This window comes from Flavobacterium sp. FlaQc-47, assembly GCF_044006475.1.
GTDB lineage: Bacteria > Bacteroidota > Bacteroidia > Flavobacteriales > Flavobacteriaceae > Flavobacterium.
Map to the genome: position 1 here is coordinate 231,034 of NZ_JBIPCQ010000007.1, position 16,333 is coordinate 247,366.

Annotated in this window: 6 protein-coding genes; all 6 read right to left on the minus strand. The window is 38.4% G+C overall.

Annotated elements, in window-relative coordinates; translation table 11 throughout:
• Nucleotide 1: 1 nt before the first annotated feature.
• Nucleotides 2-1,729, minus strand: a complete 1,728-nt coding sequence (locus tag ACHRVX_RS20550; RefSeq protein WP_395335706.1) for a SusD/RagB family nutrient-binding outer membrane lipoprotein — start codon at nucleotides 1,727-1,729, stop codon at nucleotides 2-4.
• An 18-nt stretch (nucleotides 1,730-1,747) separates the two neighbouring features.
• Nucleotides 1,748-4,933: a SusC/RagA family TonB-linked outer membrane protein gene (locus ACHRVX_RS20555; RefSeq protein ID WP_395335709.1), complete on the minus strand. Its 3,186-nt coding sequence runs from the start codon at nucleotides 4,931-4,933 to the stop codon at nucleotides 1,748-1,750.
• Between the two features lie 198 nt (nucleotides 4,934-5,131).
• A complete protein-coding gene (locus ACHRVX_RS20560; protein ID WP_395335712.1) occupies nucleotides 5,132-8,452 on the minus strand; it encodes a glycoside hydrolase family 2 protein in 3,321 nt (1,106 codons plus the stop codon).
• Between the two features lie 711 nt (nucleotides 8,453-9,163).
• Nucleotides 9,164-11,407 (minus strand): GH92 family glycosyl hydrolase, encoded by a 2,244-nt coding sequence (locus tag ACHRVX_RS20565; protein ID WP_395335714.1) that lies wholly within the window; start codon nucleotides 11,405-11,407, stop codon nucleotides 9,164-9,166.
• A gap of 252 nt (nucleotides 11,408-11,659) precedes the next feature.
• On the minus strand, nucleotides 11,660-12,925 hold the full coding sequence (locus tag ACHRVX_RS20570; protein ID WP_395335716.1) for a xylosidase: 1,266 nt from the start codon (nucleotides 12,923-12,925) through the stop codon (nucleotides 11,660-11,662).
• A gap of 579 nt (nucleotides 12,926-13,504) precedes the next feature.
• Nucleotides 13,505-16,240 (minus strand): DUF5010 domain-containing protein, encoded by a 2,736-nt coding sequence (locus ACHRVX_RS20575; RefSeq protein ID WP_395335718.1) that lies wholly within the window; start codon nucleotides 16,238-16,240, stop codon nucleotides 13,505-13,507.
• Nucleotides 16,241-16,333 lie beyond the last annotated feature (93 nt).

Consider the following 16,333-nt stretch of genomic DNA (forward strand, 5'->3'; position numbering starts at 1 on the left):
GTTATTTTTTCTTAAATTTTGAAACAACAGTGTAGGGCACATCTTGTACCTGAAGGCTTTCGATTGAAGTCCCGTATTGTTTTCTCACTGCCGAGAAATCATAAAATCCACTAATCCCTTTCCAGTTGACACGAACAGGAGTTTTAGCAAAATTTAAAACCACATTAGGATAGTCAATTCCGCCAATAGAGGACACGGCATTGGAATAACCTACGTTATTGTAAGACTTCGACGAAAAAGGATATTCCCATCTATCGGGGATATCAGTTACATCACTGCTTAAAAACTGATTACCCGATTGGGTCATAGGCGGCAGGTTCAAAGACTGGGTTTGCCTTTGCAGACACCATGCATCAAATGCACCATCCGGGTAATAGTTAAGCCACCTCTGAATATAAATTTTGGCCAAATTATCAGAGGGAATGCTTGAGTTTACAATACCAAAAATATAATTAAACCCTTTGCCTTGTGTATCCCACTTGATACCGTTATTTGCTATATAGTTCGTGTATAACTGATTGTCTGTTATAGCCCACGAATTTAGGCTGGAGCGTATACCATCGTAGTAATAGTCATCTGCAGATTTACTTCCTCCGAAACCTAGTTCAGCAACTTCAGCTTTTAAAAAACAGACCTCTGAATAGTCCATAATTTTAAAAGCGTAATTATCTGCCAGTATAGTTCCCTTGAGACTGCTATAACTGTTAAAACCTATACCCGATAATGGGTTCGTGCCCGTGAGTCCCCACTGTGGTAATGGAGCATTGGTTTTATCCTGACCGATATGCGGTGCTTTGTAGGTCACTATACTGAGGGTATCATCTGCTGCACGACTTAAAGTATCGGTAATTGTATAACGATCGCTTTCTGCCGGTCGCTCAAAATAGGCGTCGATTCTCGGATCTTTGTACGATCGCAAAAAGGTAAACAGGTAATAATTCATCTTTGGATACTGCGTGTTGATTACCGTATTTCTGACAAGTCTTGTATAATATGGAGATTCGTTCGAATCACCAGCTGCAAATTTCAGACTTAGATTATCAAGGTTTGAAGTCATGAGATTCTGCTCGTCCTGCATTAGCTCCTGTATAGCAGGTATTGCCGCTTCAGGAGCATTCTTTAGGCATCGCAAAGCAATCCTTAATCGTAACGAATTGGCAAATCTTTTCCACTTCTCGTTGCTGCCGCTCAATATCGGATCAAGCGTTAATTTATCGCCTTTAAGATCTATGGCATCGGAAGCTTTCTTTAACCTGTCCAGGATCTCTGTGTAAACCTCGTTCTCACTGTCATATTTAATATTTGAACTGTTGCTCATTGCCTCGGACATCGGAACCGGACCGTGCAATCCTGTTAGATAAGCATATATGTAGCATTCCCAGATTGTAGCAATTTGTAAACGATTGTTATAATTAGGATCACCGGCATATAATTTTTTTAACTGTGTAAGGTTACCCAGAACATTTACATACAGGTTCTGCCAATTTCCGTCATTCTGCGTATTGTAACGAGATGCCTGTATCGTTATCTGATTGGCATAAGGCCATAAGTAATTCATATTGTTATTAGCCATTTGTACCACACTCTGACGAAATACGTAGTTCATTACCAGCTCTGGTGCCGGTTTCTCTAATTGATTCGGATTTTTATTGAGTTCGTCCCAATCGGTCTGGCAGGATTCAAAACTAAGGAAAGCCAGTGCTAGAATAGTATATATAATTTTTTTCATAGTATATTATTTTATTTTCTAAAATGAAAGTTTAAAATCGACACCATAAGTAGCATAAGGAAGCGAACCGCCGCTTTCTATTCCCTGCGCATTACCAGTAGTATTTGAGGATTCAGGATCTATGCCCCTTGGTGTTTTGCTATATATAGTCCATAGATTACGCCCTACAAGTGAAATCCTTGCATTCTGAAAAAATGTCTTTTTGTTAAGCCACTTCGTCGGTAGCGTATAACCAAGAATTACCTGATTTAACTTGATAAAAGAAGAATCAAAAATATTAAAGCTATTTCTTGAGTCCATAAAATTCCAATAAGTTTGAGGGTTAGTCCAGAACTGTGCTTTTTCACCCGGCATGATTCTGCCATTGGCATCGTATACTATTTGCCCCTTGGAATCCAATAAGGGATAATTTCCCTCTGTGACCACACCTTTAGCCCTATTGGCGTCAGGATAGGGATAACCTCCAATTTGTGTATATCCCTTAAGCTCATCTCCTGATTCTCCCAAAACTAAACTGCTGTAGAGCTGCTCGTCTCTTCCTTGAAGACTGGCTATAGTGTTCCCGGACTGGTTGGCCTTGTGATTGCTCGCAGAATACATTTGTCCGCCCCATCTCATGTTGAAATTTAAATTCAGGTCAAAATTTTTGTATTTGATCGTTGAGCCCAATGAAGCTAGCCATTTTGGAAGGAAACTGCCCAGATACACATCCTGGTCAAAATATGTTCTTCCGTTACTCGGGTTAATAATAATCTCACCTGTCGAGGCATGGTAGGTATCATTACCTCTTAGCGTCCCTATGGGTTGCCCCACTTCTGCATTAACGGTCATACCAAGTGTTCCTCCCATCTGCAATCTCTGGATACCATCGGAAAGTTCGATAACCTTATTGGTGTTTTTGGACCAGTTTGCCAATAAATTCCAGCTGAAATCCTTAGTTTTTACAACCGCAGCATTAAGACTCAATTCAACACCTTCATTATATATCTCCCCCGCATTTACTAAAAATGAAGTAAAACCTGTCTCCCTGGCCTGCTGAGACTGAAATAACTGATTCTTTGAGGTTGATACATAAGCCGTACCATCAAAAGATAGACGACCTTTTAAAAACTTAAGTTCAATCCCAACCTCAGAAGAGGTTGTAATTTCAGGCTTAAGGGAATTCTTTCTGTAAATGTCATCAAAATCAGCCATCGCAATACCCAGGAAGCTGCCCACATTGTTAAAATTAGAATACAAACTGTATGGGTTGGGGTCATTTCCTACCTGGGCAAATGAAGTTCGTATTTTTCCAAAATCAACACCAGGAACTTTAAATTTATCTGTAAAGACAAAACTTACACTAACAGAAGGATAAAAGAAGGAACGGTTCTCTTTACTCAGCGCAGAGGACCAATCATTTCTGGCTGTTAAATCCAAAAACAAAAAATCCTGATAACCCAGAGTAGCTGTGGCATAAACAGAGTTTACCTGATATCTCAACAAGTTTTCCTGGGTAAAGGCAATACCACTGGTATTGCTTATCGTCATTTTATTTTGCTCGGCCAGTGAGGCAATCGAGGAAGCAGTGCCATAATTTCTGCTTGAACGCAGATTACCACCCAGATTTGCTATCAAGGAAAACTGATTGAACTTTTGATTGTACATAAAAAGCCCCTCAGTATTCCAGGTCTGGTTACTGGTGGTGAAATTTCGATAATTTCCGAACCTGTTCTTAGTACCTCCACGTTCGATATAAACAAATCCGTTTCCAAATGTCATATCGGGAGCTATCTGACCTCTGAATTTTAGTCCCGGAAAAATTCCTAGAGTAGCAGTTATGGCGCCTATGAAACGATTACTTCTATCCTCATTGTAATTTTCATTCATTAACCAATAGGGGTTTTCCAGTGAATTATTATTGGTCGAGTTAAAGGCATTACCGTTTTCATCTGCCCATGGAAGCATGTCACTTACTGCTGTACTTCTTGTCAAATAAATATGGGAATTCATAGGACTATTAATATCCATATTTCTAAAGACTCTATTTTTAACTATATCATTAGTATACTGTAATCTGGTATCCAACTTAAAATAGGATTTGAATTCTTTGGAGGAATTGATTGCAATATTTTGTTTGGTTCTCACATTTTGCTTATAGATTACATCATCTGAAGTAGTTAGTGTGTAAGACAAGCGAAACGTTGAGGTTTTATCTGATTTATCAAAAGCTATATTTTGCGTACTGGTCAGGGCCGTTTGATAGAGATCAGAGATATTGTTGGGTTGCGGGTCATAGGTTTTGAGTGTACCGGCGTAAGTGGCAAAAGGCTGTCCCAGCATTGGTGCCCCAAAGGACACATTATTGGTCCCCATTCGTACTACTCCCAGAACTGGATCCAGACTATTCAGACTTGTCGAGGCCAGACGGCCGTTCGATCCTTCTCCATAGACGTTCTGATAAGCAGGAAATTGTGAAATTGACTGCATCATAACATTGGAGTTCACCGAAATACCAAAATACTTTCCTGTTGCCTTGCCTTTTTTGGAGGTTACCAAGATAGCACCGTTAGCCGCTCTTGAACCATAAAGAGCAGCAGCATTAGGGCCTTTTAGAACTTCAATATTTTCGATATCGTTAGGATTTAGGTTCGCTGCGCCATTTCCATAATCAAGGTTTCCATTCTGACCGTCGCCATTTTCAATAGGAACACCGTCTACCACCCATAACGGCTGGTTATTTCCCGTTAAAGAGTTAATTCCCCTGATTACTACCCTTGTGGATCCTGTTGACTGACCGCTGGTAGTCACCTGAAGCCCTGCCACTTTTCCTGCCAATAGATTGGCAATATTGGGGTCAGTGGCCTGCGTCATTTCATCAACATTCACACCTTGTCGGGAGTAACCCAATGACTTGCTTTTTCTGTTAATGTTCAATGCTGTTACAACGACTTCTTTCAGTGCCTGGGCATCCTCAGACATTGTAATATTTAAAGAAGCCTGCCCGTTTACATTGACAATCTGAGGTAGAAATCCAATGAAAAAGAATGTCAAGACAGCCGTTTTTGCATCTTCAACTGCAATTGAAAAATTTCCTTTATCGTCGGTTGACGCTCTTAAATTGGAATTGTGAAGCGTAATATTGGTTCCCGGCATTGGTAATCCCGCAGCATCCGTAACCTTTCCCGTTACAAAGGTTTGCTGCGCATGGCCCCCAGTAATCATACAACATAGGGCCAGTAGCATGAGAATTTTTAGTTTCATATTTGGTTGGTTTTTGGTTGATAGTTAGCTATAATCTTTACGTTCTTTTTTCAGATAAACACTTATATCAAACACTTTGCAAACCTGAAAGCTATCTGCTCGCTGTGATTTGAAATCCTTAAGTGCCTATCTGCAATAAAAAAGAAATCTTTACATTTTTTAAGGATTTAATAAATCCCCAATCATGTTTACAAACAATTTTGCCGGTACCGGATCAGTTGTTCCTTTCTCCAAAAGAACCTCTGATAAAACAGCGGTTCCTTTGCTTTTAATTTTAACTATAGGAAAACCCTTTATTTCATTCAGATTCTTAGTACGTTGGTATATATCACCTTCCAGGTATCCGTGAATTTTAGTATAAGCAGCGAGCGCTTCTACATCTTCTCCCCTGCTAATTTTAAAGGCATCTTTCAGCACTACTGGATTTTCTCTTTTATTGTTATTAAAATATCTGGTGTCCAGTGGTTCTAAACCATCAAATACAGATGATTCAGGAACTTCCATTGAAAAAATTTCACCATTGTCCTCAATGATACCTCGAATTTGAGAAGGGAAAATCGATTGCGCTATTTTTGCCGAATTCAGTAATAATACTTTACCGCCCTTGCCCAGGTATTCTTGTACCTGTTTGATCTCATCTGCTGACGTGTTGGAAGAATCCAGTCCTGCCAGAATTAATACAGAAGATGCTCCAGCCAATGCCTTATCAATATTTTCAATCTTTTTATACGGCAGGCCTACTGCATCAGCAAGACCATAAATCAGATTCTTTCTGTCCAGAATTTCAATATTTTTATCTTTGAACTGCGTCGCATTGATCCATTGCTTGTCGGCGATTAACAAGTCATAATCGTTCTCTGAGATCAACTTTCCTTTTTCTGTTAATTTCAAAACCAGCTTACCCTGGACTCTGCCACCAGCAATTTTAGAAGGAATAGCGATCACCGGAGTTATATATTTTCGACCGTAATAAGGAACTGCCTCAATTGTTTCTTTTCCATTGGCTATTACCTTAAGATCATCCCCAACTATGGACCATTGGAGCTGCGTTTCTCCAAGCGAATTTCCGCTTTCACTGTCGTTCACAACATAAATTCTTGCCGGTAGTGTCGCTCCTGCATAAAAATGTCGTCCCCATAATTCGGCAGATACCAATACAGGCTGCAACGCTTTTTTCATTGCAAAATAACTGGGGTGTGGTGTTATTTTTGTGGCGTCATAAATATTTTTAAACCATGTCAAGGCAGCAAAATGTAATATACCCGCCGCATTTTCATTAGTTCTTCTTACGGCCTCAGCAGATTCCTTTGTAATGAAGGTTTGTGCCTTTAAAAAGTATTCCGGATTCGCATATTCATAAGCATAATTTCCAACCAAACTTGCCGGATTCTGATGAATATAAGTGTAAAAACGCGTTGGATGACCAGTTTCACTTGCATAACCTGTGGAGAACTCCTGACTAATTAACGGTCTGCCCGGGTTCTTAAACTTAGCCTGCCATTCGCCGTTGAATTCAGAAAATACAGAGCCATGATACCAGTTTATATACCAGTGATGGTCATCAATGTCGCCGTCATCGATGGTATTAAAAAACTCTTTACCAAATTTTTTCTCGTTGCGCATGTAATTCGAGTCAAAACAAATTGGCCTTGTGGGATCAATCTCACGCATATGTTTAACCACGTCTGAAATTATTCCCATTTTAAGCTTTGCACGTTCGAAATCCGGATCATTGTCATAGAATTTCATTTCATTGTTGACTGTCCAAAATAATATAGAAGGATGATTCCTGTATTTTTTAATAAGATCATAAAACTCGTTTTTCCAAAGATCAATAAGTTTCTGTTCCGGCATACTGCTCTTTATCATAAGCCAGGGCCAGGCACCTTCATAACTTACACCAACCCCATTCTGATCCGAAGAGGCCAGCCATAGCTCGTTATATGGCGCTGTATGGGTTCTGGTAATAGCGATATTTCCATCATGCATTAGTTTATTGAACTGATTGGCTAAAGCTGCATCGTTTGGTGCCAGTGACATAGGGGTATGATTCGCACCTCTTAACCAATACTTTTTTCCGTTGAGATAAAAGAAATCACCTTTAGCCTCAAATGTCCTGAAGCCTGACTGTATGACCTGATGGTCTACTTCCTTATTAGCTGCACTGACAATAAAGTTGAAATTGTACAAATTAGGTGTAGCAGGGCTCCATAGGAGCGGTTTAAGGTTCGAAACAGTGTATTTAAAAACTTTTTCTTCTCCCGCTTTCAAAACAATTCCTTGTAAATCCGTACCGTTGTATAAACTTTTCTGCGTTTTATCCTCTGTAATTGCTGTTCCAATTGTGAACTGCTGTGGTTTTGAACTGTTATTTTTAACGGTAATTTCTACATCAGCACCGGTAAGTTTAGGTTTAATATATACATCGGTTATCCTAAGTGGATCTGAAATTATAAGTGATACCGGTTGCCAGATGCCCGCAGGGTCATCATTATAAAATCCGTGTGCCAAATCCTTAAGCATTTTATTGGTCACAGGAACCGTTACAGCCACATCCGTAACTACATCGGCATCTTTTATATCTTTTACAAAATCTCTTGATACTTTGACCACAATAAGGTTTTTACCCGGGTGTAGAAATGGACTGGCATTAATCTTAAATTCACCAAACATCCCAATATGAGGTTCCGATGACTTTTTTCCATTAATAAACACTTCTCCAACTTTTGAAACAGCATCAAAATTTAATTCCAGGTATTTACCGGTAATGTTCTGTGGCAATTCTATCCATTGACGATAATACGCAACGTCGGTCTTTTGGTAATTAAAGGTGTATCCCTCACAACGTTCAATTTCTTTTTGATAGTAGTTATCCGATACCCCTTTGCTTGCGGTGTTGTATTTCTCACCATGAAGCCATTCACGATTTGGATTCCAAAACTGTGGCACAGTCATTACATGCCAATCTCTATCTGAAGTTGTCGGTTGCACGGCTTGAGCAGTAGAAGTACTTTCATATCCCGGGCTGAAGAGCCAATTACCATCAAGTGAAACATTTGTTCTGGCCCCCGCGATGCTTTTGACCTCTATAGGTTTATAAGCAGCCCTCTGTGTTTGTCTTTTTAAATTTTTGTCTTCCGTTTTCACGGCATATTCCTTAACGGCGTCGCCAGAAAAATAATCAGAGTTTAGTGGTTTTATAGACAAATCATCAAATTCAGTTAAGACCCAGCTTCCTCCTAGTGTAACTTTACCTTTCGGAGAAAATTCGGTATAAGGATCCCTAATGTCGATCCATGGCAATACGGCATTGTTAAGAAATACCTTGATGCGGTTTCCTACAACCTGGACTTTAATATCATACCATTTTCCCGGTACTAAGGGGAAATCCAGATGCCTTAATGCAAGGTGATCATCAGTTCCCATATACCCCAACCTGGTCAGATAAAGATCGTTTTGAATCCCTCCCCTAAGTCCCAAAATATATTTGTCACTCCTGTTGGAAGCCCTGAAACCCGACCATATCTGTACCTCTTTGTCCTTCTCAGGAGTACGCGCCCTAAAACTGAATTCGTAATTTTCCATGCCGCTATCCCCAAATATAGCACTGGCATCTTTACTTTTTAAAACTCCTTGCTCAACCTTTAAAAGGCCTTTGCCAATTACCTGCTGTTTGATCAGCGGCTGATCAAATTTCTCATCAATCTGCTTTGACTGCGCCAGCGCAATGGTATTACTAAGCAAGATTCCAACTATACCCGTTATCTTGAAAAGTTTTGACTTAACAATATTAAGTGATCGGAGATAGTTACTTGACTTTATATTTTTTCTCTGTGTCATTTTATTAAATAAATATATTATTGGTTCTAAATTTTGTGCAAACGAATCTACGACCCTGATCTTACTGAACCATTCGGTACAAAAAGAAATCATGATGCAATATTAAGCAAGAGGATTAATTAATTTGTAATAATTGATTAATATTTTAATAATAATTAATTAATGTGCGTTTTGGATGATCTTTTATCTTGTTATGATTTTAAAAATTCATAAAAATCAGCAATTAGACAATAATTCATTCATATCACAATCAATTCTTTATTTTATATGGAATATAAAAACAGATAGTATAATTTCATTTACCACAATAGGCTTTAGATTTTAATGCGCAATATTGCTTTATCATTTATTTTATTTGTCAAATCTGGAAATGTATGTCGTATAAAGATCCGATTCGCTTCCCCACGCTTTGTTAGCTTTTGGCCCCATAGTAAGCTCCAGCACCCCACCAGTTTGAATTTCAGAATGTGCAAACCACGGGCGGTCTAATTTTTTTCCGTTTAGCAATGCAGACTGTATGTATTTGTTCTCAGGTGCATAATTTTTTGCTATCACTTTAAATACTTTGCCATCACCTAGATCCAAAGTAGCATTTTCAAAAACCGGGCTTCCAATTGTATAAACAGGTAGTCCCGGGGTAACTGGGTAAAAGCCCAATTGTGAAAAAACCACAAACGCAGACATACCTCCTCCATCTTCATCCCCTGGAACCCCCATAAGGTCATTACGAAACCATTCTTTTAATAATTTGCGTATATATTTCTGGGTTTTCCACGGTTGGCCCGCATAATTGTATAAGTACGGTATATGTAGAGCAGGTTCGTTTGCCATCGAAAATTGCCCGACATTTCCCGTGTGATCGGGCAATTGTGCGTAAAAAGCATATTTTGATTTTGCAAGGGGGGTACTGAACATCGTATCGAGATTGTTTACGAAAGAATCATTTCCTCCCATAAGCTGAATTAAATCAGGAATATTATGCTGAACATCCCAACGGTAAACCCATCCATTATTTTCTCCATAATATTCTCTTGCTCCCATACCACCGGAAAACACATAATCAAATGGTTTAATAAAATTCCCTTCCTTATCTTTTGGGTGAAAAAAACCAGTATCAGGATTAAAAATATTTCTGTAATTGAGTGAGGCTTTCTTAAAAAACGCAGCGTCCTGCGTCTTTCCGAGTTCCTGAGCCATCTGTGACAAACACCACTGATCATAGGCGGTGCCCAAAGTCACAGCAACCGGCTGACGTCGTTCAAAAACGTTTACCTCGGGAATTGTTTCAGTCTCTCCCTCACGCAGCGCAGGAATGTATCCGTTTTTTTTGTAAAACAAATCCAGCTCACCTGCAGGCTTTCCTGACCATGGTGCAAGCGTTTTCTCTACAATTGCACCTTTTGCAGCCTCATATGCTTTCGCAAAGTCAAAATTCCTTAATCCTTTTCTATAAGCATCAATAAGTGAAGCTACCCCATGATTGGAGTTCATTCTACGACTATCACCTGTTATTTCCGGAAAAGTAGGAAGCCACAAATGATCCATTTGTTGGGACATCAGGACAAATGAGTTTAAAATATCCTCCTCTTTTTTGGAGTCTATTAACACTCGCAAGGGATGATGGGCACGATAAGAATCCCAGATCCAGTCATCAGTATAAAATGGTCTGCCTTTATCCTGATGAACCTTACCGTCAAAAGCGCTGTAATAACTTCCTTGCTCGGAAATACACACTGGCCTTTCAAAGCATCGGTATAGTGAGGTATAGAAAATAGTCTTTTCATTATCCTCAACACCCTGAACTTTGATTTTTCCCAGGGTTTCATTCCAAAGAGAACGACCTTCAGCCTGAAGATTCTCAACAGACCTGCCCAGTACTTCACGCTCCATGTTTTTTCTGGCATGTTCTATATCAATAAATGAAATACCATAACGAACATTTATCTGTTTTATGCCCTGACCGTATTTCAGTATGATACAGGCATTATCACCTTTGGCAGTTGCTGATACTTTTGTTTCGCCGTGACTTAAATTTACTATGCTTTTTGGCAACTGCTCAGGAAGAAGATACAAATATACTTTTGTGTTATTGTCAATTACCTGAAACCCGGAAACCGAATTTCCGTCCCATTGCAGCTCTCCTTTTTTTGAATTAAGAATCAAATTTGGCGGTAAATCCTTCTCAAACTGAAACTTATACTGCGCAGATTGATGCGACAATCCAAAATCAACTTGTATTTGGGCCTGATCAAGATTTACACTATAGGAATATGGAGTTAACTTCTCTGCATCATAGCTGTAATTTATAACAGGCCTGAATTCCGATTCAGCGCCTTGAAAAGGACTTATATTAAATGCGGAGTTTCCTCTGTGGCTCGTCACCACAACAGGCAGTCCCCCCAGGGTAACGCTAGTAAAATCCAGACGTTCGGGATAAACTCTTAAAAAACTATTTGGCAAATGAACTGTCGGGTAAGTGGGCACCAATAGATGGCTGATATTTCCCATATAAGGATTAACATAATCTATAGGTTGCTTGGCAGTAACTGCTTTTTTGGTATGTTGTGCATTGCAAATTATTGACGCTGCTACCATTTGTATAAGGAAACCCTTCTTTAAATTAATTTTCATTTATTGTTCTTTTATACATTATTTAGATATTTTTTTTCGATTTTTTCTTTAAATTTTCTACAAAAAAGAGCATATAAAAACATTCCATTTCTCTGGGAATCGGAGTATTAAAGACTGTATTGACTAGTAAGAATACGGATCTTATAGGTAAAAAAAATGTTGTTTGTTGGTACTGGAATTTGTTATTACACAATCAGAAAATGAACTATTTACAACTTAGTTACTTACACTTTTTTGCGTAGGTCTTTCTTGTGGTAGCTCGGATTTCTTTTTTAAAATTTCTCCTGCTTTTCCCGTCAGCCATAAATAGTAGTCAGATTGAAGATCAGCATCAACAGCAATAAATTTACTTTGGCCCACAGGCACATTTTTGGCCGTTTTAAATATTGCAGTTCCCTCATCTATCTCATCAAACATGGCCACATAAATCATTTCGGCACCCTGTGAGATTGCGCCATGCAATTGTTTCCAAAAAAATTCACCGTGATTTCTGGCTATAAAGCTATTTTTACTGTCCGGATAAAGATTATTCCAGCTAAATCCAGGAAAAACAACAGGCATATATTTTAAGTTATGCGCATCACACCACTCCTTATCTTTCCCTATTATAGGTTTAAATTTCTCATAGCCTTCTTCCTTGAAACGGGCCACAAACCAAGGATGCACTACATCGGCCATTTGTATAATCTGGTGCATTTTTTCATCTTTTACACAATCGTTTCCCTGCTCTCTCCAATAAGTTGGCACCCCCAGTAATACAGAACAATTTCCGCCTTCGTCCGATTTTAGAAATTGAATTATTCTTTGGACATCATCGAGGTTATAATTTCTTTTATCATTGAAACCCACACCCCAAATAGCCACCAGAGGTTTTCCATTATTAAAAAGGTAATTCGGATACTTTGAACGTTTATTGTACCCGTATTGTGTCATCAGTTTTTTCCAGTCCTCGATAATTACTTCTGCCCCTGTAGCATTCATTCCTGACATATCATACATTATCGCAATTGTACGGTCAAACTTAAGGGCCGCTTTTGTCGCGGATTGTAAGACATTGTCAAAGTGTCTTTTTCCCGATGGCGATTTTATCTCATTTACAAACCTTTGCATAAAAACCCCATCAATCTTGTAATCTTTCATCCACTTAAAGTGAAGTTCGACGGTACTTTGATCATAAGAACTGAACATAGTAGCCACGGAACCATCTTGATAACGAAAATCAGTGTTATACTGTTTTGTATATTCACTCATATCTGGCCATAAATCAACGGAACTATGTCCCGGGGCAAATTTACCTTCCTTGGCCAGATGACGCCATCCCCGTTCTGCTCCGTCATCTGCTGTGTTAAACCAGCCTTGGTAGCCAGCCATAATTAAACCAGGAGACAGGGTATGTTTTGTAAATTTTTCTAAATTCTGTTTTTTATTGTTGTCCTTTATATTGATTTGAGCGTAACCAAAGCACGAAGAAAATATACTCAAAATGAAGATTTTTATACAATAATTTAATTTCCGATTCATAATTTTAAACATAAGATAGAGCAATTAATAATTTTTTTTTGAGGTGCAATCTATTTTTTGTTCTTATAAAACAAAAATATTACACTGCAAATAACCGTGAAGGGGCTTAAAATTGTAATAATATTCGATAAATAAATTATTAATATTCAGTTAATGTTTATTTTTTAACAATAAAAAAACCAGATTAATTAAAATAATACACTTTTTTTCAAGACAACACAATTATAGATAAAAACTTTCTTACAGATCCCTACGTTACTCTCAATATATCATGGTATCAATTATACGTAATAAGTATTTTAAAAATTTTCTGCATTTGCAATTTTAAAGTATGTCTGAAATTAAACAAAAAAAGTCGTGAAGCAGCTAGACTATTAATCTGAAACTGTTCACGACATATTGCTGTACCTTCTGCTCACTGAGGCTCAAAAAAAAGTAGCAATTCTTTTGCAGCGTCGTTTGTGTAACGGAGTCCCATACGGAAAGCAACTTACCGCTTTATTTTATAGGAGACTTGACGGTAATCGGTTTTAAAAAATGTTATTTAATAACCAGTTTTATAACTCGTTTCATTTTTTCCCCTTTTACTTCTAGAAAATATATCCCTTGAGCAAGGTTTCGTTCAATACGTATCTGAAATTCTTTGTCCTGTTCATAATTGTAATGCAAAGCGTTAATAATTCTCTTCCCGGCAGCATCATAAAGACTAATAACTATTGATGATCCTAAATAGCCAGAAACCTTTACATTAAAATTGCCATGAGATGGGTTAGGAAATACGATAACAACAAATGGTGTATTAGGATCCTTTATAGGATCTATATCCGCTTTTCCTGAAAATACACTTTTTGATTCAAATCCCTCCAGTTTATATTTTTGAAATTCCCCTGATAGATCCAGTATCCATGCAAACTCAAATCCAACTGATACATTAGAGCCCTTGGTAACATATTGCCATACTCCATCACCCGATGCATCCATTCTGTATATTTCCTGATCGGCGCCAACGCCCCACACCTCTCCGCCTCCTGCTTCTATTTTTGTAAGTTTATAGGGATTAGGAACTACTTTCCAATCTGTATTTGAATAAGATGATTTGCAAACTATTTCACCCGAAAGGTTGAATCCCCATACAAAATTATCATCTGCGGTTATTGAGGTTAGCTTTCCACTAGTCACTGTCCATTTATTTGCACCATCCAAATCACGATAAAAAACTTCGCCTTGCGCATTAACCGCCCAAACTTGCTTAAGGTTTAAATCAATATCTTTCATTGGCTTATCATCCGTTACATCAATCCATTCCGAGCATCCACTATCTGCCCAGCCCTGCGGTAGCTGCGTTTTCATTACTTTCCCGTCTTTTGTAATTGACCATGCGTAATACCGACCGACTGATAAATCTATAACCTGTAACGGTCTGCCTATGGTCGACCAATCAATCGGAATACCATCAACTTCATGACAGTAAATATTTCCAGTTGCATTAAAACCCCATAGATCGTGAAATCCTGCCGAAAAATTAATTAGAGAAGCTGCCGGTTTACCAACACTACTCTTGGTTACCAAATTATGCAAAGGTCTATAAATATCCAGATCTACCTGAGCGCCCTTATCATACCAATGTACTCTGTAAGCGCCCCCCGAATTACCAATCGACAGGTCATAAAATTCATCACAGGCTTCTGCTTCCAAAACAATTGATTCTGAATTTCGATCAGCATATTCGCGTAAAATAGAAATGTATTGATTGGGCCATAAATATTCGGGATGCTCGCTTCTATATAGCGTTGTGCCTTCCCTCCAATCACTCCAGCTCTCAAGAACTAATGACTCGGCATTCTCCCGTTCCCCTTGTTCAAAAATGGGCCGTATTGCTGCAGTGCCGTCCTGCAGTAGCGCAGAGCTATGATAATCTCCTTTCTCAGGACTTACTGCAGTGCCACTGTTGGTTGCTGGATTCCAGTCATTTTGCCAAGTTAATTTTAAGGGATATCTTTTACCGTTAACGGTAAAGGCATATTTTTTATCATTGAACGTGTTCATAGATGATATTCCGCCAGACCATGCAAACCAGCTTTGGATTCCATCTGCCAGGAGTTTTGTTCGTGGATCTCTTTGAAAAAATGATTTGTCCAAGATATACGCTGGCTCAAGATTTAGTTCGGAAATCATTTTTTGTTTGATATATTCCAAACATTCAAGAATTCCATTGCCCTGCACTGCATAATCATAATTGTTCAGATTGGCAGTCCATATCTGAACAGGAACTTTACCATTGGCCTGCTTATATAACATTTCCTTTGGCACATAAGTATACCAAGGTTTAAACGCATACTTCCATAAAAACTCCTGAAAAGCAACATCTTCCCATTTTGCAACTAAACCTGTCTTAGATTTATAAACGTTGGCATAATTAACGTTATCCTGAAAATAGGCTAACTTTATATTATCTTTGGCATAAATAGAACGGTTTACTGCCGAGACAAATCTTGTGAGATAACGCGGGTCAAAATTTCCGTCTGCACCTACATAATCGCGGTCATCAATTTCATTGTTATAATCGTTCTGCCCCCTGCCGTGCATGAAAATATAACTCGCTTTTGATGCAACTAGTTCAGATACCCAAATGTCCATAGCCTGATCAGTAAAAGGTGGCGTATAGGCATACATTTGCTGCTTGTTCCAGGCAAAAACCTGTTCCTGCGAATACCGCTGCTTATTTCTATCCCAAAATATATCATCAGCGTTTTGTTGTCCCACATCTACCAGCAGACCCGAAGAAAAGTCAGGAGCACCAATTGGAGCAATCTTCATTCCCTCCTTATTGCTTATCGCATATTGAATATCATTATCTGTGAATGAGTTATCATCACTACTGTCCTTACGTATAAATATCATATCACAGTTTACGTTTCCTGTATCAAAGAATAACTTTATGTCATAATATCCTTCGCTAAATCTTGCGTGGCCAAGATGAGTATATCCAAACGAAAAAGTGGAATTAGCAGCAATGACGACACTTTTAAGTGTTTGACCGCCAACCTGAAGATGGACCTTCTGGTTATCTTCGCTTGCGACACCCTGCATGGTAAAGCGATAATCACCCGCTGATAGCCAAACCTTTTTATACTTAATCCACTCACCTGCCTGCGTATTTCCGACATACCAGTTATTGGTTGAGACTTGTGCAAATGCAAATAGTGAATGCATAAAAAAATAGCACAGCAAATATAGTTGCGGCCTTATTTTAATTTTAGAGTAAAATTGATTCATAATTCAATGGGGAACAAATATTATTTATAATAAATTTGGGGAGTTATAATTTTAAAAACTATACTAAGGCTATAGTATGTAATAACATAAACC